The sequence below is a fragment of the Vibrio sp. S17_S38 genome, assembly GCF_014694375.1.
Classification (GTDB): Bacteria; Pseudomonadota; Gammaproteobacteria; order Enterobacterales; family Vibrionaceae; genus Vibrio.
Genome location: NZ_JAAUWW010000019.1, coordinates 1 through 21,228, shown reverse-complemented (window position 1 = coordinate 21,228; position 21,228 = coordinate 1). Strand labels below are relative to the sequence as shown.

The window sequence follows — 21,228 nt, the reverse complement described above, 5'->3', positions numbered from 1 at the left end:
AGTGTGAAACAAAAGAAGTGGTATTTTATCGTTTTCATTCTTGTTTTTACCTGGAGCGTGATTGCCCACCTTCCTGCGAGTTGGTTGTACGCTCATGTCTCACAAGCTTCATCGCAAACGAATGTGGAACTACAAGGTATTAGCGGAACAATTTGGAAAGGTTCGGTACAACAGTTAAACGTTGAACGTCAGCAATTAGGTTCGTTGTATTGGGATTTTCAACCAAGCCAATTATTGACAGGGAAGGCACAATTCAAAGTTCGTTTCGGTCAAAATAGTGAGTTAAAATTAGCCGGAAAAGGTGAGGTTGGCATTAGCTTTTCTGGTGCTTATGCGAAAAATTTTGTGGCTTCGGTTCCTATTGATAAGCTTGTAAGCCAACTTGATCTCGTGAGCAAATTTAAGCAGCAAGTGCCGGTTGATCTTTCTGGTCAGCTAGAGTTGTCTTTACGTCACTTTAGCTATGCTCAACCATGGTGTGATTTCGCTGATGGTGATCTTGTTTGGAATCAAGGCATGATAGATTCCCCTATAGGGTCGATTGCGCCAGGGCCGGTGATTGCAAGTTTAAAATGTGCCAAACAAACGATTGATGTGAATGGCACACAAAATAGCAATCAAGTCAGCAGCCAGTTTAATATCAACTTAAACAAACAAGCTCAATATAAGTTAACAGCGTGGTTTAAACCGGGCGTAGAGTTTCCAGAATCAATGGGGAAACAATTGCGCTGGTTAGGCAATCCTAATGCTGAAGGGCAATATCCGTTTACCTTCTCAGGCAAACTATAGTTATTATTTTAGCGTGTATGCTTCATTCATCCACGTAACGCTAATGAGCTGAGTGCTGTGTATATCGATTATTTGAAATCATTGGCTGAAATGGTTAAGTAAAGGAGTAGTGAGATGGCAAAACAACAACCCCCTGAAATTTTAGCAACATCAGTGGTGGCAAAATCTCGCCTATTTACCATTGAATCATTGGATTTGCGTTTTTCTAATGGTGAGGAACGAATCTATGAGCGCATGAAGCCGAGTAACCGCGGCGGCGTGATGATTGTCCCGGTAACGACTCAAGGGGATCTATTATTGATCCGTGAATATTGCGCGGGCACTGAACGTTATGAGTTAGGCTTTCCTAAAGGTTTAATTGATCCGGGCGAAAATCCACAACAAGCGGGAAATCGTGAGTTAAAAGAAGAAATTGGTATGGGGGCAAATCACTGGACACCGCTCAAACAAGTCGTGTTAGCACCTTCCTATTTTTCAAGCACCATGACACTATTTTTAGCGCAAGATTTGTATGCTGAACGCCTCGCTGGTGATGAGCCCGAGGAATTAGAAGTTGTGCGCTGGCCGTTGCAGCAAGCAGAAGAACTACTGACTCATTTGGATTTTAGCGAAGCGAGATGTATTACTGCATTAATGTTAGCGCTCCGCGTCTTAGCTAAGGAGGCTTGATATGTCTCAGACAATATCGCCAAAAGATTTATCACATTTGCTTCCTGATGTTATTCAAATCGCGCGTGAAGCAGGCCAACGAATTTTAGAAATTTATCACAGTAAAGATTATCAATCCTTTGTAAAAGAAGATGATACGCCGGTTACCAGCGCTGATTTCGCGGCCCATAAGATCATTACTCAGAGGTTGCCTGAACTGACACCCGACATCCCTGTTTTATCAGAAGAAGCCGCTGATATCAGTTTAAAAGATCGGGCACAATGGGATCGATACTGGTTGGTGGATCCATTAGATGGCACTCAAGAATTTATTGCTCGTAGTGGCGACTTTGCCACTGTGATTGCATTAATTGAAAATAACCGTCCTATCATGGGAGTCGTATATGCCCCTGTTTCTGGCGTGACGTATTTTGCTTATGACGGAAAAGGCTCATGGAAAATTCCTGAAATGGATGAGCATATTCGGATCCATACCCATAAACATGAAACGGTAGATCAATCGATTTCAATTGCGATTAGCCGTCGTCAGAATATCAACAACATTACCAAAAAATTGTCTCCTGCCCGAAATTATGAGCTTGTTCCATTAGGATCGGCAGCGCTTAAAGCGTGCTTAGTCGCAGAAGGTTCGGTGGATTGTTATATTCGTTTAGGGCCAACTGGCGAGTGGGATACTGCTGCGACGCAATGCATAGTTGAAGAAGCTGGTGGTCGTATTTTGAGTACCGAGCTTGAACCTTTGTCCTATAACGAGCGCGAAACATTAGAAAATCCAAACTTTATCGTACTAGGCGATGAAAGCATGGATTGGCAAGAAATCTTGAACATGTGACTTAAACTTTCTTTCTCGTATTCAATAAAAAGCCCACTTCATTTTGAAGTGGGCTTTCGGTTTTATCGATAAACATCAATGATATTGATACTAGTTCGAAGTATATTTTGAGGCTATCAATATTGAGCATCGAAAATAGTGTAAAGCACCTTCATATGGCGCGTGGTTTACGGCATGCTTAAATTTATAATATATAAAATAAAATGAGTGTTGTTATTTCTTTGGCATCATCCGTATTAAGGTGTCATCTTTCACCACATAATGATGATACAAAGCCGCGATAGCGTGAATACCAATCACAAAGTAGCCAGTATTGGCAATCAACTCATGAATGTTTTTAATCGAGCCTGCCATATCTTTATCGGGTATTGCAATTGTCGGCATTGACATCCCTAGCAATGGCCAAGACTTGCCTGCAATGAACAACAAACTTATCCCCAAAATAGGTAAAGCAATAAACCCGAGATATAACAAGCTATGCGCTAGGTGTGATAGTCCAGTTTGCCATGCGGGTGGTGTCGGTGAAATAGCAGGGGAGGTGTGTTTCTTTTTTAGATAAACCCGTACTAGCATTAATATCAATACCCATATGCCCGTATTGAAGTGGATGATTTTGACGTAATCATGCCAAGGGTTAGGTTTCGGAATAAAGCCTTTCAGCTCAATTGCGGAATAAGTAATGGTGACTAATAATAATATTAACCAGTGTAGTACGATCTGAGGTTTAGAGTAACGCATGAGGTCATATCCCTATTTTAGTGTGTGGATTATGGACTATATAATGTGGGGATAGTGTTATTTTTACGCAAGTTTACGTTGATCTCGTTATATTTATTTTGGGATGTGTGATGCTTTTAATACCTATGGAAACAACAAAGCCGAGTAATTAAACTCGGCTTTGTTTTTGGACCGTAAATGCTTTGTCTTAAAACAAGAACATGTCGTTACATATAAGAGTGCTCACCCGATTCATGGTCTGTTGAATCTCGAACCGCGGTTAATTCACCTGGGAATTGCTCAATAAGTTGTTTTTCAATGCCTTCTTTTAGGGTCACATCAACCATTGAACAACCGTTACAACCACCGCCAAACTGCACTAAAGCAACACCAGAATCTGAAATGCTGATCAGGCTAACATGGCCACCATGGCTTGCCAGTTGTGGATTCACTTGAGTTTGAATTGCGTATTCAACACGAGCCATTAATGGTGCATCGTCATCGAGTTTACGCATTTTCGCATTAGGCGCTTTTAGCGTGAGTTGAGATCCCATCTTATCGGTTACAAAGTCAATCTCTGCATCTTCTAAGAAAGGTAGGCTAATTTCATCAACATAAGCATTAAAGCTACTGAAGTTAAGTACTAAATCAGAAGACTCAACGGCTTCTGGTGGACAATAAGAAACGCCACATTCTGCATTAGGTGTTCCAGGGTTGACTACGAACACACGAATATGAGTTTCATTCGGCTGCTGCTCAAGTAATTTACCAAAATGAGATTGGGCAGTATCTGTAATTGTAATAGTGTTTGTATCTGACACGGCTAATACCTGACTATTTTAGTGGGATTTTGTGGTTATTTTACTCTTCTTATTGTGATGATCCAGCCTCTTTTCTTACTATTTGTTAGAAATTTGATTTCAATTAATTGGAGTCGGTGATTTTAGGCGTTTTAATTATTTAGGTTCAGGCGTTCGGCATAAACAATACACATCAATTTTTTCGACCCCTGCTTTACGTAATGTTCGACAAAGTGGTTCAAGTGTACTGCCTGTTGTCACGACATCATCAATTAGGGCAACGTGTTTATTTTTGGGAGCCTGCATTAAAAAAAATACACCACGTAAATTTCGTTGGCGTTGTTTTTTATCTAACCCTTTTTGTTGAATGGTGGCGTGCTTACGACGAAAGACATGATTATTTAACGTGATTTTTTTGTTCTGAGATTGATATTGTTTTACCAACTGGAAAGCCAATGAATGACTTTGATTAAAACCTCGAAACAGTAATCGCTTCCAATGCATCGGGACTGGAATGCACTCGGGAGCTGGATTGGGGATTTGGCTTTTAAGTAAAGCTGCCAGATCATAAGCCAGCCAATATTGTCCATGATATTTAAAATCTTGTGCGACTTTACTGATTGGATACTGGTAACTATTAATGCAATAAAGGCGATCCCATGATGGAGGATCGGAAAGACATCGTCCGCATTGTTGTACGGTATGCAGTGTTGTTAACCCACAACGTTGGCAGCGAGGTTCTGTATTAATGAAGGCTTTGATGCAAGTGGAGCACCATAAATGAGAAAGTGCATGAGTGTCTTTATCTGCCGGTATCGTTAAGTGGCATAGTGCACATTGTCTCGGAAATAAATGGGGTAGATGGCGCGTAATTACGGAAAACCATGCACGAAAAAGAGTAATCATTGAGAGTCGTTTTTGATCTGAACATTAAGGGGTATAATCGTGCCAGAATCATGTTTGATTAATGTATGAATTTAGTAGTAGGAGTAGGGATGAGTGGATTGCACTGGCAGAGTCAAGGTGAAGGTCTGGATATTGTACTGATCCATGGATGGGGAATGAACGGCGCAGTTTGGCAACCTACGGTTGATGCGTTGTCGGTTAAGTTTAGGGTTCATAGTATCGATTTGCCGGGTTATGGGTTAAGCCACTCTCAAACCGCTCTGGATTTAGAGGATATTTGCCAGCAAGTGTTAGCTCAAGCGCCGGAAAAATCGGTGTATTTAGGTTGGTCATTAGGCGGATTAGTCGCCACTCATATTGCTTTGCACCATCCTGATCGCGTCCATAAACTCATTACCGTGGCGAGCTCACCTAAGTTTGCAGCGGAAAAAGGTTGGCGCGGCATTTTGCCTAAAGTGTTAACCGATTTTACCAGCCAATTAACCAGCAATTTTAAGCTGACGATTGAAGGTTTTATGATGTTGCAAGCACTCGGAAGCCCTTCGGCTCGCCATGATGTGAAGGCAATCAAAAAACAAGTGTTCTCTCGTCCTATGCCGGATCCTGAAGCCCTAAAGATTGGCTTGAAAATTTTATCTGACACCGATCTTCGCCCTGCATTATCGGATATCACCGTCCCTATGCTGCGTTTATACGGTCGCTTAGATGGTTTAGTGCCAAATAAAATTGCTGCTATGGTGTCAGAGTTAGCACCCACCAGTGAGTGTTATACTTTTCATTCTTCATCTCATGCACCGTTTATGACTGAGCATGAATTATTTTGTGAAAAAATTGAAACCTTTCTCGTGCAATAAAATGAGCGAATACTAATCTTGAATTTGCAATGTAATTCCTAGCTCTTTGATTAAATTATTAATTTCTTTGGGTGGGGCTTGATTGGTCACAATTAGGTCAATATCTTTAATGGTTCCTAAGTTGACCATTGCATTGCGACCAAATTTGGAGTGATCGATCGGTAAAAATACGGCGCGACTATTTTCGATAATCGCGCGTTTCACTCGAACCTCGTGGTAATCGAAATCCAATAATGAACCATCAAAATCGACACCACTTATACCTAATACGCCAAAATCTAGACGAAATTGAGAAATGAAATCTAAGGTCGCTTCACCGGTTACGCCACCATCTTTATTGCGCACTTCTCCACCGGCTAAAATCACTTTGAAATCAGGCTTACTCATCAAAATGATGGCGGCATTGATATTGTTGGTGACGATGCGTAATTGGTGGTGATCTTTTAATAACGCTCTAGCAACGGCTTCAGGTGTAGTTCCAATGTCGATAAATAAAGTAGAACCATCGGGAATGTGTTTTACCAGAGCTTCTGCAATGCGGTTTTTTTCATTCTGATTCATAACCTTTCGATCATTATAAGGGGAGTTTTCTGAGCTGTTAGTGAGGATCGCGCCACCATGATTCCGACGAATTTTATTAGCATCGGCTAGCTCATTAAGATCTCGACGAATGGTTTGAGGGCTAACTTCAAACATAGAGACTAAATCATCGGTACTGACATAGCCTTGAGATTTTACTAACTCAATAATTTGTTGGTGCCTTTCACTCGCTTTCACATAATGTTCCTTTTACGACGTGCTCTGATTGCGAAAGCAGTGTACGTGATAAGCGTAATGAAAGGCAATTTAGCATCATTCAATACCATCAAATAATGCTCAAACCGTTATATTTATCCCACCTTTTGAGCGCAATCGAACATGGCGTCAGATGTTACTGTGCTATTTGCCACTTTGTTTTCAATATACAAGCTCACTTGCGCTTGGATTTCAGGTGATAACATAATGCCAAGTTTTGTTCTACGCCATAAAATATCTGGTGCGCTGCAAGCAAATTCATGGCTGATTAAGTAATCAATTTCACATTGATACACGCCTTCGCCAAAATTCTGTCCCATTTGAGATTCCTGAGTCACCTCTTTCAACATCACCTTTGCTTGAGTTCCATACTGGCGACAGTAGCGTCGGATGGTTTTATTATTTAGCCAAGGATATTGCTGGCGAAGTTGCATACTTTGTAGGTTTTCATCGTATCCTTCTCCACCAGGTAAAATAGAGTCGGCGGTCCAGCTTCTTCCCATCTCAGGAAAAAAAGGAGCCAATTGCTTCATCGCCGATTCGGCTAATTTTCGATAGGTTGTTAACTTGCCACCAAAAATAGACAGAAGGGGCGCTTGTTCACCTTCTTGTTCGAGTGACAAGGTGTAATCTCGCGTGATCGCTTGTGGTGAATCGGATTCATCATCACATAATGGTCGAACACCGCTATAGCTTGATACCACATCATCGGCTTTAATTTGATGAATGAAATGTTTGTTAACCACGTCAATGAGATAATCAATTTCTGATTGTTCAATCGCTACATTGCGAGGATCGCCTTTGTATTCAACATCGGTGGTACCAATCAAAGAATAATCATCTAAATAGGGCGTTACGAACACAATACGGTGATCATCATTTTGTAGAATATAAGCTTGTTCTTCGTTGTGAACTTTAGGAACAATGATGTGTGAGCCTTTAATCAAGCGGATCCCATAAGGCGATTCTGCTTCGATGTTATCGGTTATAAAACTACGTACCCAAGGACCAGCAGCGTTCACTAATGCATGAGCGTGACGTTCAAAACGAGTGTTAGTACGTTTATCCAATAACGTCACTTTCCAAATGTCGCCAATGCGCTCTGCTTTTTCTACATGGCAATAGTTTTTGATTTCTGCGCCTTGTTGCTGTGCTTGTAATATATTTAGTAGCACTAAGCGTGCGTCATCAACCCAGCAATCTGAATATTCAAAGCCTTTGACGATGTCTTCTTTTAATACCTTAGTTTGACGAAAATCGACGCCATGGCTGCCTTTCAATAACCCTTCACTTTTCGTGATGAAAGGATTAGAAAAGAAAGACGGTTTACCTAAATGGTCATAAAGGAAAAGGCCGGCACGGATCATCCATGCAGGACGCAGAAATGGTCGATGAGGTAAACGAAAACGCATTGGTTTTGCAATGTGAGGGGCTTTTTTCAGTAACACTTCTCGCTCAGCTAGCGATTCTGCGACTAAACGAAATTCATAATGTTCCAGGTAGCGTAGGCCGCCATGGATTAATTTTGAACTGGCAGAAGAAGTAGCGGAAGCAAAATCGCTTGATTCATATAAACCCACTGTCAAATTTCTTCCAGAGGCGTCTGCTGCAATGCCTGCACCATTGATTCCACCACCAACGATGATGAGATCTAACACTTCATTTACATTTTCTTGCTTGTTCATCTTTAACCTCTGGTCGAATTTATAAAATAAATGTTCGTTCGAGCATTTTGGTTTAATTTACCTAAAATAAAATAACTGTCCAGTTAAATTTTCATGTTAAGTGCTATGTTTTTATTTATCCTTATGATTTATAAGTTGTTAACTGTATTTGGATGTGGTTTTTTATTTTTTGATCTTGCTTTTATTAGTCCTTCATTACTAAAGGTACAAATGTAAATATGTTTATTTTTTGCTCGAGTGATTAAAAGTATGAGCGTACGCACATTTATGGTGTTTGTTTGTTTACATATTATAAACATCTTGTAGTTTTACGTTCGAATTCTTCCAATAACAAAAGAATGGACGTTAACTATGGCTTCTCTACAAACAAATAAAAAAAATCAATTACTCGGAGAATGTATTTCGGAATTTATTGGCACAGGTTTGCTAATCTTTTTCGGTGTCGGGTGTGTTGCTGCTTTGGTATTGACTGGAGCGAGCTTCGGTCAATGGGAAATTAGTATCATTTGGGGACTTGGTGTTGCGATTGCCATTTATTGCACTGGAGGAGTGTCTGGCGCGCACTTAAACCCAGCAGTGACAATTGCATTAACGTTATTCCACGGCTTTGATAAAGGTAAAGTGCTGCCTTATATTGTGTCGCAAGTATTGGGCGCATTTTGTTCTGCAGCGTTGGTATATGGCTTATACAGTAATTTATTTACCAATTATGAACTCACACATGACATGGTACGTGGCTCTCAAGACAGTTTAGCGTTGGCTGGAATTTTTTCCACTTACCCTAATTCACTCCTCAGCTTTGGCGGGGCATTTGCGGTAGAGTTCGTGATCACCGCAGTATTGATGTTCGCTATCTTAGCGTTAGGTGATGATCGTAACGGCGCGCCTAATAAAGCAATGACGCCTTTATTAATTGGTTTATTGATCGCGATTATTGGTGGTTCATTGGGGCCATTGACTGGCTTTGCTATGAATCCTGCGCGTGATTTTGGACCTAAATTCTTTGCTTACTTAGCTGGGTGGGGTGACATGGCATTAACCGGAGGCAAGGATATTCCTTACTTCATCGTACCAATTTTAGCTCCAATTATGGGGGCCTCTTTTGGTGGGTGGTTATATCCGAAAGTGATCGCTCCTTATTTAGCCGCTAAAAATGAGCAGCCGAATGAGCCAGCAGAGAATGCACCTCAAGTGTCAACGAACGTATAAACATCACGATTAAATAAAAATTAAGAGATAAGGAATCATCATGGAAAAGAAATATATCGTCGCTTTAGACCAAGGTACAACTAGCTCTCGCGCTGTCGTACTGGATCGTGATGCCAACATTGTTTGTAGTGCGCAACGTGAATTTACGCAAATTTATCCTCAAGCGGGTTGGGTGGAACATGATCCACTTGAAATCTGGGCGTCTCAAAGCTCAACGTTAGTGGAAGCGTTAGCAAAAGGTGGTTTGCATTCTGATGAAATCGCAGGCATTGGGATCACCAATCAACGTGAAACTACTATTGTGTGGAACCGTAATACTGGCAAACCCGTTTATAACGCGATTGTGTGGCAATGTCGTCGTACCGCCAGTATTTGTGAAGAATTGAAAAAAGCAGGTCTTGAGGAATATATCCTTGAAAATACAGGCTTAGTTGTCGACCCTTACTTTTCGGGAACTAAGGTTAAGTGGATTTTAGATAACGTTGAAGGCGCTCGTGAGCAAGCTGAAAAAGGTGAACTTGCGTTTGGGACGGTGGATTCATGGTTGATTTGGAATATGACCCAAGGTCGTACTCATGTTACCGATCCAACTAACGCCAGCCGCACCATGTTATTTAACATCAATACTCTTGAATGGGATGAAAAGTTACTTGATGCGATGGGCATTCCAAAATCCATGATGCCAGAAGTGAAGTCGTCATCAGAAGTATACGCACAAACCAACATCGGTGGTAAAGGCGGTACTCGTATTCCTATTGCCGGTATTGCAGGGGATCAGCAAGCGGCATTATTTGGTCAAATGTGTGTTGAAGCAGGGCAAGCGAAAAACACTTATGGCACTGGTTGTTTCTTATTGATGAACACTGGCGACAAAAAAGTCACTTCAAAAAATGGCTTATTAACTACTTTGGCTTGTGGTCCTAAAGGTGAGGTGAGTTATGCATTGGAAGGTGCCGTCTTTATTGGTGGTGCTTCGGTGCAATGGTTGCGTGATGAGTTGCAACTGATCAGTGACGCGGCGGACACTGAATATTTTGCCACTAAAGTAGAGACCTCAAATGGTGCTTACGTTGTACCAGCATTTACAGGCTTAGGTGCGCCACACTGGGACCCGTATGCACGCGGCGCGATTGTTGGATTAACACGTGGTGTAAACCGTAACCACATCATCCGTGCAACGCTTGAAAGTATTGCCTATCAATCTTTGGATGTGATTTCAGCCATGCAGGCAGATTCAGGTATCAAACTTGATTTCTTAAAAGTAGATGGCGGCGCGGTAGCCAATAACTTCTTAATGCAATTCCAGTCAGATGTTTTAAATACCGAGGTGCAACGTCCTGTTGTAACCGAAGTAACCGCTTTAGGCGCGGCTTACTTGGCAGGTCTAGCCGTTGGGTTCTGGGGAAGTATTGATGAGTTAAAACACAAATCAGTATTGGATCGTTCGTTCCAACCGTGCGCCGATGATGGCAAGCGTGAACGCCGTCATAGTGGCTGGAAGCGTGCAGTTGAGTGTGCGAAAGGTTGGGCAGTTGAATAGAGAGGAATAACAGTTAAAAATCCTTAAAACAGAAATATAAACGACGAGCATAGAAGATAATAGCCTTGTTTCTATGTTCATTTTCACCTTAATAATCGAGGTCATTATGATCCATATTTTTAAGCCTAAAGCGCATATAGAGCGTTTGGCTGATGATAAAATAAGTACTACTTACACCCGTTTACGCTGGCAACTTTTTTTAGGCATATTTTTTGGCTATGCGGGTTATTATTTAGTACGTAAAAACTTCAGTTTGGCGATGCCATATCTGATTGAGGAGGGCTTTACTCGTGGGCAATTAGGTGTAGCGCTTTCTGCAGTATCTATCGCTTATGGCTTATCTAAATTTTTAATGGGTAGTGTATCAGACCGTTCTAATCCCAGATATTTCTTAACTGTCGGGCTGGTTATGTCGTCATTAATCATGTTGTGCTTTGGTTTTATGCCATGGGCAACAGGCAGTGTGACCGCTATGTTCATTCTGCTTTTCTTGAACGGTTGGTTTCAAGGAATGGGTTGGCCAGGTTGCGGTAGAACCATGGTGCATTGGTGGTCGAAAAAAGAGCGTGGTGAGATTGTTTCAGTTTGGAACGTCGCGCATAACGTGGGTGGTGGCTTAATTGGCCCATTGTTCTTGCTTGGTTTGTGGGCATTTAATGATGACTGGCGTTCGGCTTTCTATGTTCCTGCCTTTGCGGCGCTATTGGTTGCCTTTTATATTTGGATGACGGTGCGTGATACGCCTCAATCTTGTGGTTTGCCACCAATTGAAGAGTACAAAGAAGATTACCCTGAAGATTACAGTAAAGATCATGAAAAAGAGCTGTCAGCCAAAGAGATTTTCTTCAAGTTTGTGTTTAACAATCCAGTGCTATGGATCATTGCGGTGGCTAATGCCTTTGTGTATCTGATCCGTTATGGCGTACTTGATTGGGCACCGGTTTATCTTGGTGAGGTAAAACATTTTACGGTTGATAAATCTTCGTGGGCTTATTTCCTTTATGAGTGGGCTGGTATTCCAGGGACATTATTGTGTGGTTGGATTTCCGATAAACTATTTAAAGGAAAACGTGCTCCTGCTGGTATTTTATTTATGGTACTTGTCACCATTGCCGTGCTTGTGTACTGGTTTAACCCACCGGGACAACCTACCATCGATATGCTGGCCTTGATCACCATTGGTTTCTTAATCTATGGCCCCGTCATGCTGATAGGTTTGTATGCACTAGAGCTTGTGCCTAAGAAAGCAGCTGGTACTGCGGCAGGCTTAACCGGTTTATTTGGCTACTTGGGTGGTGCTGTCGCGGCAAACGCAATTTTAGGTTACACCGTTGATAGTTTCGGCTGGGATGGTGGTTTCATGGTACTTACAGCAGCCTGTGTGATTTCGATTATTTGCTTTATCGTGGCGCATTTTGGTGAAAGTAAATACCGTGGTGAAAATACTCCTAAATCTAAATTGAACTAATTAAAGACCGTTCATAAAAGGAAGCTTATTTTTATAAGCTTCCTTTTTTATAAGCTTCCTTTTTTATAAATTTAGTCAATTTGTCATGAAAAATTCACTGTGTATTATTTAATGTATCACTTTGAATATGCATAGTGTTTTTCTTTAAATAACCTGTTTTTATGAAATCAGTTTTTAAGGAATCTATATGTTTTCTACTCAACCTTTACTGAAAAAAATACAAAAAAGAGCCTGTTTATTGGGTTTAGCCATGGTATCAAATGTTTGTGTGCTGGGTGTTAGTTGGGCCAGCGATCCCGCTCAAATCGTGATTGCACATCGTGGTGCTTCTGGGTATTTACCAGAACACACCTTGCCTGCAAAAGCGTTAGCCTATGGGATGAAACCCGATTACATCGAACAAGATGTTGTCATGACTAAAGATGATCAGTTAGTGGTGTTACATGATCATTATTTGGATCGTGTTACCAATGTGGCAGAAGTCTTTCCAAATCGCACTCGAAAAGACGGGCGTTATTACGCCATTGATTTCACCTTGGCGGAAATTAAACAGTTAAAAGTAACCGAAGGGTTTGTGTTGGATGATTCCGGCAAGCCAAAAGCCGCATTCCAAGATCGTTTTCCTATTTGGCAATCTAATTTTTCTGTTCCTACCTTTGCTGAAGAAATTGAAATGATTCAAGGTTTAAATAAAACCTTAGGCTATAACGTGGGGCTGTATCCTGAAATCAAAGCGCCTGCTTTTCACCGCCATGAAGGAAAAGACATCAGCAAAGCGGTGCTAACCATGCTGAAACACTATGGATACATCAGTAAAAACGATAAGGTTTATTTACAGTCTTTTGATCCCATTGAACTTAAACGCATTGATAAAGAGTTGATGCCAGAAATGGGCATGGATCTCAAACTGGTGCAGTTGATGGCTTATACCGATTGGAATGAAACCATGGTGTATCAAGACGACAAATCAACGCCTTATAATTATGATTGGATGTTTGAAGACGATGGTATGCAAAAAGTCGCGCAATATGCCGATGGTATTGGGCCATGGAAACCAATGGTGATAGATGAAAAATCAACGCCTTCTAATATTATGGTAATGCCGCTGGTGGCACAGGCCAAAAAAGCTGGGTTGAAAATCCATCCTTATACTTTCCGCGCCGATGAAGGTCGCATTCCAAGCTACGCCAAAGATTTCAATGACATGTTGGATATCTTCTACAACAAGGCTAAGGTCGATGGCGTGTTTACAGATTTCCCAGATAAAGCCGTTGCGTTCGTAAATCGTTAAGTTCTGTAGGCGCATCTACACTTACTTAAACTGAGAGACGAATATGGTTTTGTATCTCAATCTGCCCTAACAAGTGAAGAGTGGCAGATTGAGATTTACCGTCAGCGCATCTAGGTTCACTTTTAAGTAGTATTAACAGTTATCTTTTCTTCCTGTACACCGGAATATTAATCTGAACTTTTAACCCACCTTCGGTTCTATTCGTTACTAAAATCGCTCCTTGATGCTGGCTAACAATACGTTTAATAATTGCCAGTCCCAGTCCCGCACCTTCACTGCTGCCACGTGCTGCATCACCTCGTGTAAACGGTTCGAATAGGGATTCAAGCTGTTGTTTATCTATTCCCGGCCCATTATCTTCAACGCAAACCCACACTAATTTACTGTCGGCGGTTATTCCGGTGGATACTTTTATCCAACCATTACCGTAGCGGATAGCGTTGACGATTAAATTAGACACCACGCGCTTGAGTGCAATTGCCTCACCTAATGCATGACGCAGTGAATTGCCTGTTACCAATTCAAAATCAACCCCATGTTTATCACGCTCAGCATTAACCACTTCTGTCACGATCTGATTGATATCGACATCATTATGGTCATCAATTTGAGCGGGTTTTAAATAAGCCATAAATTGACTAATAATATCGTTACACTCTTCGGTATCTTTGATCATGCTCTCGGCTAAATAATCATCTTGTTGTGACATCATTTCGGTCGCAAGTCGAATTCGGGTAAGCGGCGTTCTCAGATCGTGGCTAATGCCAGACATCAATAAGGCTCGGTCTTCTTCTAATGCCTTAATCCCTTTTGACATCTGATTAAAAGCTTTGGTTACCGCTAATATTTCCGATGATCCACGTTCAGGCAGTAGAGGTGGAATATCACCATGCCCAACTGTGATGGCGGCTTTTTCTAATGCCACCAATGGTCTATTTTGCAATCGAATAAAGAACCACATCCCAGCAATTAATAGTAAAGCGATCAGTAAACTATTACGGAAAAGAGGGGCGAAATCTTTTTCTTGTAATTCAGTTAGGGGAATCCGAACGAGTTTATTAGGCAGGGCATCAATTTTAAGCCATAGAACATAATTTTTACCACCCAGAACGAGTCTTGCTTCAGTTGGGGAGTTTACTTGTTGCGTCATGTCTTCACTTAAAAAATCAATCGGTGCCGCGTGGTTAAATTCGGCAGCTTCAGGGGAATTATTTGCATAAATGGAGACCCCTAATTCGGATAATAACTCTCGGCGAAAAGGGCGGTCACTCTCGTTGTTATCTTGTTGCATCTTATCTTCATCAAGCATGAGTTTAACTTCATGGGATAGGATGCGGTTGAACTGTTTTAAACTAGGTAATAAGGCGTAGTTAAACATGATTAAGTAAGATAATACTTGGCTAGCAATCAACAGGACGATTAAAAAGAAAACGGTTTGAGTACGAGAGCTACGAAGACGAAGCATGACAAATATCCAAGGTTGATAAAGTGTGAATGGCCGATTCGGTGAAGAAGGGGGTATTCTCGATTTCTGGAGCCATCCTTAGCGCCAAAATTTTAGTTCATATTTACTAATGTATATTTTACTAGCACCTAATTTCTAGGGCTAGTAAAGGTAGACTTGTCGTTATTCTTTTTTACCGTCAGGCACAAATACATACCCTAAGCCCCAGACGGTTTGAATGTAACGAGGGTGACTTGGATCTTCTTCTAACATACGACGTAAGCGTGAGATTTGAACATCGATAGAACGTTCCATCGCTGAATATTCACGGCCACGCGCCATGTTCATTAGTTTATCGCGCGACATTGGCGTTCGTGCATGATTCACAAGGATCTTTAGTACTGCAAATTCACCTGAAGTAAGTGGCATCGGTTCTTCACCACGGAACATTTCTCGTGTACCAAGATTTAGCGTGAACTCACCAAACTCAACAATTTCTTCATCAGAGCTTGGTGCACCAGGTGCTTCGGTCGATTGACGGCGTAAAACCGCGCGTAAACGAGCCAGTAATTCCCGAGGGTTGAATGGCTTAGGGAGATAATCATCAGCCCCAACTTCAAGCCCCACAATACGATCAATTTCATCGCCTTTTGCGGTTAGCATTACGATAGGTAGTTGATTATTATCGTGACGTAGACGACGGCAAATCGATAATCCGTCTTCACCCGGCAACATGAGATCAAGTACCATTAAATGGAAGTTTTCGCGGGTTAGCAAACGATCCATTTGCTCAGCGTTGGCAACACTGCGAACTTGAAAGCCTTGTTCTGTTAAATAACGCTCTAGTAATGAGCGCAGGCGAGCATCGTCATCGACCACTAATATTTTATAGTTCTCTTGCATTTTATCTGTCTCGCATTTTTTAAAGGCTTACCGAAGTTTAAAGGCTTACCGAATGAGTTTTCCATCATGGCAAAACATAGGTAAAGAATAAAATAGAATCTGAGTTTTAATATAAAGCAAATGTAACGGAACATCTTCTTTTTATCATCGTTTTATACATTGAAAATAGTCTAATATTAAAAAAGTTGCCTACAATACTTTTATTTAAACACTGTCCAAAATAAAGACAATATAGATAACCTTAGTTGATATTGAACAAGTGAATTATTTTTGCTGGGAGTATTATTGGTGCGAATGGATTTTTCGTGCTCTTTGTCACATGATTCTGAGCGTATTAATAGTAAGGGTATTTGATGAAAAAGTTAATCTTAGCGACAATTTTAGCGGGTGCATTTGCAGTTACAGGCGCTCAAGCGGAGACTACACCGGTTATGTTTTCTAGTGTGAATCATTTCAATGCTCCTGCAAAAAATGAAGTGAAAGGTGTAAGGGTCAGTGCACTGCACGGCCAAGTGGATAAAGTCACTGGCTTAGATTTATCATTAGTCGGTATGTCTGAAACCAGCGATACCGTTGGTGTGAACATTGGTTTGCTAGGCGCTAACCGTGTCAAATCAAGCATGACCGGTGCATCTTTTGGTTTCTTCAACTGGCATGAAGGTGATGATGTTGGTGCTAACCTTGGTTGGGTGAACGTCACCAATAATGTTAAAGGTGCGAACGTATCGCTGGTTAACTATTCTGAAGGTAAAACCATGGTTGATGTCGGTGCGGCGAGTATTTCTGATAACTCAACAGTACAAGTTGGTCTTTTTAATATGACTAAAAAAATTGATGGTGTTCAGATTGGTCTAATCAATTGTGCGGAGAATGGTTTCTTACCGTGTTTCCCTATCATTAACTTTGCAAAATAAAATAGCCGTTTGTAGTGATTAGGTTGATGTAACCGAGCAGAGTGTATGCTCGGTTTTTTTATTGATAGCGAATGTTGTTCACAAACCATTCTTTGTCACCTTCTGGTGTTTTTACGACCACTTCATCGTCCACTTCTTTCTTTAATAAAGCGCGTGCCATTGGTGAATCTATTGATATGTATTCTTTCGCATCACCATAAATTTCTTCAGGGCCAACTATCCTAAATTTTTTTACTTCTCCTACTTCATTTTCAATCTCCACCCAAGCACCAAAAAAGACTTTTCCATCTTGTTGAGGGGAATAATCAACAATCGTGACTTCGGGTAAAAACTTGCGTAAAAACCGCACCCGACGATCGATCTGGCGCAGTAAACGCTTGTTGTATTGGTAATCTGCATTTTCGCTACGATCGCCTAAGCTTGCCGCCCAAGTGACGATCTTAGTGATTTTCGGTCGCTCTTCATGCCATAAATGGTCATGTTCAGCTTTTAGCTTATTGTAACCCTCGCGGGTGATCAGTTTGGTTTTCACGCAAGTATCCAAATGGTTTGCTTTGCTTATACCCATCTTACTTGAAGCTGCAGTTTTGTTGGCTACGTTCACTCATCCCAATCACTTAGACTAGCTAAGCTCATGGGGCTTCGTTTACTTGCCGCCTTACTGCAACTTCAATTACTTTGAGTATATAAATTAAAGCTTAGAAACTAAAAATTTAGAAGCCAAAGTTTAGAAATTAAAGCTTTTTGGCATCACAATCAATGCTCTGTTACTAAAAGCGTCATTATTCAGTTAATTCCTAAGCCTATTGGGATTAATCACTTGCCCCTGTGTGGATTAGCTTGCAGAATCGGTGGCAATGCCCATGAAATATGAATGTAAGAAGAGATGCCCATGAGCCAACAGAATCAAATTTGTAAGATTATCGCCCAAGAACTTAACGTTCGACTTGAACAAGTACTGGCTACCGTAACCTTGATTGACGATGGAAATACTGTGCCATTTATTGCGCGTTACCGTAAAGAAGTGACGGGTGGGTTAGATGATACCCAACTGCGTAATCTGGATAGCCGCTTAAGTTACCTGCGTGAATTAGACGACCGTCGTCAAACCATTCTTAAATCGATTCGCGAGCAAGAAAAGCTGACTCCTGAGCTTGAAAAAGAAATCCTAGCTACTGACAGTAAAACTCGCCTTGAAGATCTTTATTTGCCGTATAAGCCAAAGCGTCGAACGAAAGGCCAAATTGCGATTGAAGCAGGGCTTGAACCTTTAGCAGATGCACTTTGGTCGAACCCACAGCTTGATCCTGAAATTGAAGCGGCTAAATATATTAAAGATTCCATTGCCGATACCAAAACCGCACTCGATGGTGCGCGTGCGATCATCATGGAACGCATGGCAGAAGATGCCAACTTGTTAGACAAAGTGCGTACTTACTTGCAAAAAAATGCTGAGCTACAGTCGCGCGTGATCACCGGTAAGGAACGTGAAGGTGAGAAGTTTAAAGATTATTTTGAGCATAATGAGCTAATTAGCCGAGTGCCATCTCATCGTGCGTTGGCAATGTTGCGTGGTCGTAATGAAGGCTTTTTACAGTTAAATCTTAATGCTGATCCTGCGCAAGAAGATAGCGTTCGTGGATCGTATTGTGAAACCATTATCGCGGATCATTATCGAGTTCACTTCAATCAATCCCCCGCAGACATGTGGCGCAAGCAAGTGATCAGTTGGGCATGGCGGATCAAAATTTCCATGCACCTTGAAACCGAATTAATGGGCGCAATGAAAGAACGTGGCGAGATTGATGCGATTGAAGTCTTTGCCACTAACTTGAAAGATTTATTGATGGCTGCTCCTGCTGGCCCTCGTGCCACGCTAGGTTTAGATCCTGGTTTACGCACCGGTTCAAAAATTGCGGTAGTCGATGCAACAGGTAAAGTGCTGGCGACCGATACGATTTACCCTCATCAACCGCACAATAAAATTGAGCAATCTGCTCGTGTGATTGAGCAATTAGTGAAGCAACATAACGTTGATTTGATTGCAATTGGTAATGGCACCGCTTCGCGTGAAACTGACACTTTTGTAGCGGATATTATTAAGCGCGGCAATTTAAAAGTACAAAAAATTATTGTCAGTGAAGCGGGGGCCTCGGTGTATTCTGCATCTGAATTGGCAGCCAAAGAATTTCCTAATATGGACGTGTCGATTCGTGGCGCAGTCTCGATTGCACGTCGTCTGCAAGATCCATTGGCTGAGCTTGTGAAAATAGATCCCAAAGCGATTGGTGTCGGTCAATATCAACATGATGTTAGCCAAAGTATGCTGGCTAAGCGTTTGGACGCAGTGGTGGAAGACTGTGTAAATGCGGTTGGTGTGGATGTGAATATGGCCTCAGCAGCATTACTGACTCGCGTGGCTGGACTTTCAACCGCGATGGCGCAAAACATTGTTGATTATCGTGATGAGCAAGGGCGATTTGAAGCGCGAACAGCACTTAAAAAAGTCCCACGTTTAGGGCCAAAAGCATTTGAACAATGTGCTGGTTTCCTTCGGATCATGAATGGTAAAAATCCATTGGATGCTTCGTCGGTTCACCCAGAGGCTTATCCTTTGGTTAAAGCGATAGCAGAAAAAAATGGCAAAACCGCGAAAAATATTATGGGCGACAGTGATTTCTTGCGTAACTTACACGCCACGGATTACACCGATGATACCTTTGGACTACCAACCGTTACTGACATCATTAAAGAGTTAGATAAACCCGGACGAGATCCACGCCCTGAGTTTAAAACTGCTACCTTTGCTGACGGTGTTACGGAAGTAAAAGATCTCGAAATAGGGATGATATTAGAAGGTGTTGTGTCGAATGTGGCGAACTTCGGTGCATTTGTGGATATTGGTGTGCATCAAGATGGTTTGGTTCATATTTCAGCTTTAACCGATCGTTATGTAGCAGATCCGCGTGAAGTGGTGAAAGCCGGCGATATCGTAAAAGTGAAAGTGATGGAAGTGGATATCCAACGCAAACGTATAGCACTAACGATGCGTTTAACTGATGAACCGGGTGAGCAGAATAGTCAACGTGGTGCGAAAGCGGATAACCGTAGTTCAACCACTCGTCATCAACCATCTAAAAATACAGCACAACGTAATAATCGCTCATCAGCACCCGCTGAAAATGCGGCGATGGGCGGTGCGTTTGCAGCGGCATTTGCCAAAGCGAAGAAGTAGATCTGACTCGTTATTAAAAAGCGAGATATGAAAATATTGTCATCCCAAATTGATCGTACCCTAGATTTGGGATGACAGAACTAACTTTCGTCATCCTGAATAGTGAGGTACGAACGTAGTTCAGGATCTTCTACCATCAAGTAAGATTTCAACATGTTGTTGGAGATCCCAAACAGCTCGTACCTCACTTTTGGGATGACAGAGCTAAATCCCCGTCATCCTGAATAGTGAGGCACGAATGTAGTTCAGGATCTTCTACCATCACATAAAATATCAGTATTTTTTGGCGATCCTAAACAGCTCGTACCCTACTTTTTGGATGACGGAGTTAAATTCCCGTCATCCTGAAAAGTGACGAAGGATGCAGCTCAGGATCACCTACTGCTAGTTTGAATTTCAACATGTTGTTGGAGTTCCCAAACAGCTCGTGCCTCGATTTTGGGATGACGGAGTTAAATTCCCGTCATCCTGAAAAGTGACGAAGGATGCAGTTCAGGAGCACCTACTGCTAGTTTGAATTTCAACATGTTGTTGGAGTTCCTAAACAGCTCGTACCCTACTTTTTGGATGACGGAGTTAAATTCCCGTCATCCTGAAAAGTGACGAAGGATGCAGCTCAAGATCACCTACTGCTAGTTTGAATTTCAACATGTTGTTGGAGTTCCCAAACAGCTCGTACCTCACTTTTGGGATGACAGAGCTAAATCCCCGTCATCCTGAATAGTGAGGTACGAACGTAGTTCAGGATCTTCTACCATCAAGTAAGATTTCAACATGTTGTTGGGGTTCCCAAACAGCTCGTGCCTCGATTTTGGGATGACGGAGTTAAATTCCCGTCATCCTGAAAAGTGACGAAGGATGCAGCTCAGGAGCACCTACTGCTAGTTTGAATTTAAACATGTTGTTGGAGTTCCCAAAACAGCTCGTACCTCACTTTTGGGATGACAGAGCTAAATCCCCTTCATCCTGAATAGTGAGGTACGAACGTAGTTCAGGATCTTCTACCATCAAGTAAGATTTCAACATGTTGTTGGAGTTCCCAAACAGCTCGAGCCTCGATTTTGGGATGACAGCGTTAAATTCCCGTCATCCTGAAAAGTGACGAAGAATGCAGCTCAGGAGCACCTACTGCTAGTTTGAATTTCAACATGTTGTTGGAGTTCCCAAACAGCTCGTG

General features: G+C 41.7%; 18 protein-coding genes. 10 read left to right on the top strand and 8 right to left on the bottom strand.

Features of this window, described 5'->3' with window-relative positions:
- The first annotated feature begins 3 nt into the window (after positions 1-3).
- From HC725_RS13815 to cysQ, 3 genes are all read left to right on the top strand, one after another.
- Positions 4-789: a type II secretion system protein N gene (locus HC725_RS13815; RefSeq protein ID WP_190332422.1), complete on the top strand. Its 786-nt coding sequence runs from the start codon at positions 4-6 to the stop codon at positions 787-789.
- A 114-nt stretch (positions 790-903) separates the two neighbouring features.
- Positions 904-1,458 carry an ADP compounds hydrolase NudE gene (nudE, locus tag HC725_RS13810; protein WP_190332421.1) on the top strand — a complete coding sequence of 185 codons (555 nt, stop codon included), beginning with the start codon at positions 904-906 and terminating at the stop codon, positions 1,456-1,458.
- A gap of 1 nt (position 1,459) precedes the next feature.
- Positions 1,460-2,290: a 3'(2'),5'-bisphosphate nucleotidase CysQ gene (gene cysQ, locus HC725_RS13805; protein WP_190332419.1), complete on the top strand. Its 831-nt coding sequence runs from the start codon at positions 1,460-1,462 to the stop codon at positions 2,288-2,290.
- A gap of 213 nt (positions 2,291-2,503) precedes the next feature.
- Here the strand turns inward: cysQ and cybB are convergent, their stop codons facing one another.
- From cybB to HC725_RS13790, 3 genes are all read right to left on the bottom strand, one after another.
- Positions 2,504-3,028 carry a cytochrome b561 gene (cybB, locus tag HC725_RS13800; RefSeq protein WP_190332417.1) on the bottom strand — a complete coding sequence of 175 codons (525 nt, stop codon included), beginning with the start codon at positions 3,026-3,028 and terminating at the stop codon, positions 2,504-2,506.
- 206 nt (positions 3,029-3,234) lie between these two features.
- Positions 3,235-3,828 (bottom strand): Fe-S biogenesis protein NfuA, encoded by a 594-nt coding sequence (nfuA, locus tag HC725_RS13795; protein WP_190332416.1) that lies wholly within the window; start codon positions 3,826-3,828, stop codon positions 3,235-3,237.
- Between the two features lie 135 nt (positions 3,829-3,963).
- The gene (locus tag HC725_RS13790) at positions 3,964-4,713 is read right to left on the bottom strand and encodes a ComF family protein (protein ID WP_190332414.1); all 750 of its coding nucleotides are present in this window, start codon (positions 4,711-4,713) and stop codon (positions 3,964-3,966) included.
- 89 nt (positions 4,714-4,802) lie between these two features.
- On the opposite strand from HC725_RS13790, the gene bioH reads away from it, so the two are divergent.
- Complete coding sequence (gene bioH, locus HC725_RS13785) at positions 4,803-5,567, top strand: pimeloyl-ACP methyl ester esterase BioH (protein WP_190332412.1); 765 nt, start codon at positions 4,803-4,805, stop codon at positions 5,565-5,567.
- 12 nt (positions 5,568-5,579) lie between these two features.
- Here the strand turns inward: bioH and HC725_RS13780 are convergent, their stop codons facing one another.
- Both HC725_RS13780 and glpD read right to left on the bottom strand, forming a co-directional pair.
- Positions 5,580-6,344 carry a DeoR/GlpR family transcriptional regulator gene (locus tag HC725_RS13780; protein WP_190332410.1) on the bottom strand — a complete coding sequence of 255 codons (765 nt, stop codon included), beginning with the start codon at positions 6,342-6,344 and terminating at the stop codon, positions 5,580-5,582.
- A 113-nt stretch (positions 6,345-6,457) separates the two neighbouring features.
- Positions 6,458-8,047 carry a glycerol-3-phosphate dehydrogenase gene (glpD, locus tag HC725_RS13775; RefSeq protein ID WP_190332408.1) on the bottom strand — a complete coding sequence of 530 codons (1,590 nt, stop codon included), beginning with the start codon at positions 8,045-8,047 and terminating at the stop codon, positions 6,458-6,460.
- A gap of 351 nt (positions 8,048-8,398) precedes the next feature.
- On the opposite strand from glpD, the gene HC725_RS13770 reads away from it, so the two are divergent.
- The 4 genes from HC725_RS13770 (at position 8,399) to glpQ (ending at position 13,555) form a co-directional block, all read left to right on the top strand.
- The gene (locus tag HC725_RS13770; protein ID WP_190332406.1) at positions 8,399-9,256 is read left to right on the top strand and encodes an MIP/aquaporin family protein; all 858 of its coding nucleotides are present in this window, start codon (positions 8,399-8,401) and stop codon (positions 9,254-9,256) included.
- Between the two features lie 40 nt (positions 9,257-9,296).
- Positions 9,297-10,796 (top strand): glycerol kinase GlpK, encoded by a 1,500-nt coding sequence (gene glpK, locus HC725_RS13765; protein WP_194687967.1) that lies wholly within the window; start codon positions 9,297-9,299, stop codon positions 10,794-10,796.
- 106 nt (positions 10,797-10,902) lie between these two features.
- The gene (glpT, locus tag HC725_RS13760; protein ID WP_190332404.1) at positions 10,903-12,264 is read left to right on the top strand and encodes a glycerol-3-phosphate transporter; all 1,362 of its coding nucleotides are present in this window, start codon (positions 10,903-10,905) and stop codon (positions 12,262-12,264) included.
- Positions 12,265-12,451: 187 nt separating this feature from the next.
- Complete coding sequence (glpQ, locus tag HC725_RS13755; RefSeq protein ID WP_190332402.1) at positions 12,452-13,555, top strand: glycerophosphodiester phosphodiesterase; 1,104 nt, start codon at positions 12,452-12,454, stop codon at positions 13,553-13,555.
- 139 nt (positions 13,556-13,694) lie between these two features.
- Here the strand turns inward: glpQ and envZ are convergent, their stop codons facing one another.
- Positions 13,695-15,020 (bottom strand): two-component system sensor histidine kinase EnvZ, encoded by a 1,326-nt coding sequence (gene envZ, locus HC725_RS13750; protein WP_190332400.1) that lies wholly within the window; start codon positions 15,018-15,020, stop codon positions 13,695-13,697.
- A gap of 162 nt (positions 15,021-15,182) precedes the next feature.
- Complete coding sequence (ompR, locus tag HC725_RS13745) at positions 15,183-15,902, bottom strand: osmolarity response regulator transcription factor OmpR (protein WP_190332393.1); 720 nt, start codon at positions 15,900-15,902, stop codon at positions 15,183-15,185.
- Between the two features lie 353 nt (positions 15,903-16,255).
- Here ompR and HC725_RS13740 point away from each other — a divergent pair, with 353 nt between their 5' ends.
- Positions 16,256-16,816, top strand: a complete 561-nt coding sequence (locus tag HC725_RS13740) for a VC2662 family protein (RefSeq protein ID WP_190332391.1) — start codon at positions 16,256-16,258, stop codon at positions 16,814-16,816.
- Positions 16,817-16,874: 58 nt separating this feature from the next.
- On the opposite strand, the gene greB is transcribed toward HC725_RS13740, so the two are convergent.
- A complete protein-coding gene (gene greB, locus HC725_RS13735; RefSeq protein ID WP_190332390.1) occupies positions 16,875-17,348 on the bottom strand; it encodes a transcription elongation factor GreB in 474 nt (157 codons plus the stop codon).
- A gap of 360 nt (positions 17,349-17,708) precedes the next feature.
- Between greB and HC725_RS13730 the strand changes: the two genes are divergently transcribed.
- Positions 17,709-20,051, top strand: a complete 2,343-nt coding sequence (locus tag HC725_RS13730) for a Tex family protein (RefSeq protein ID WP_190332389.1) — start codon at positions 17,709-17,711, stop codon at positions 20,049-20,051.
- The last annotated feature ends 1,177 nt before the right edge of the window (positions 20,052-21,228 follow it).

Coding starts and splice junctions, on each gene's coding strand:
- HC725_RS13730 (WP_190332389.1), top strand. CDS start 17,709: ATGAGCCAACAGAATCAAATTTGTAAGATTATCGCCCAAGAACTTAAC.
- glpQ (WP_190332402.1), top strand. CDS start 12,452: ATGTTTTCTACTCAACCTTTACTGAAAAAAATACAAAAAAGAGCCTGT.
- nudE (WP_190332421.1), top strand. CDS start 904: ATGGCAAAACAACAACCCCCTGAAATTTTAGCAACATCAGTGGTGGCA.
- HC725_RS13770 (WP_190332406.1), top strand. CDS start 8,399: ATGGCTTCTCTACAAACAAATAAAAAAAATCAATTACTCGGAGAATGT.
- cysQ (WP_190332419.1), top strand. CDS start 1,460: ATGTCTCAGACAATATCGCCAAAAGATTTATCACATTTGCTTCCTGAT.
- bioH (WP_190332412.1), top strand. CDS start 4,803: ATGAGTGGATTGCACTGGCAGAGTCAAGGTGAAGGTCTGGATATTGTA.
- glpK (WP_194687967.1), top strand. CDS start 9,297: ATGGAAAAGAAATATATCGTCGCTTTAGACCAAGGTACAACTAGCTCT.
- cybB (WP_190332417.1), bottom strand. CDS start 3,028: ATGCGTTACTCTAAACCTCAGATCGTACTACACTGGTTAATATTATTA.
- envZ (WP_190332400.1), bottom strand. CDS start 15,020: ATGCTTCGTCTTCGTAGCTCTCGTACTCAAACCGTTTTCTTTTTAATC.
- glpT (WP_190332404.1), top strand. CDS start 10,903: ATGATCCATATTTTTAAGCCTAAAGCGCATATAGAGCGTTTGGCTGAT.
- HC725_RS13790 (WP_190332414.1), bottom strand. CDS start 4,713: ATGATTACTCTTTTTCGTGCATGGTTTTCCGTAATTACGCGCCATCTA.
- ompR (WP_190332393.1), bottom strand. CDS start 15,902: ATGCAAGAGAACTATAAAATATTAGTGGTCGATGACGATGCTCGCCTG.
- HC725_RS13740 (WP_190332391.1), top strand. CDS start 16,256: ATGAAAAAGTTAATCTTAGCGACAATTTTAGCGGGTGCATTTGCAGTT.
- glpD (WP_190332408.1), bottom strand. CDS start 8,047: ATGAACAAGCAAGAAAATGTAAATGAAGTGTTAGATCTCATCATCGTT.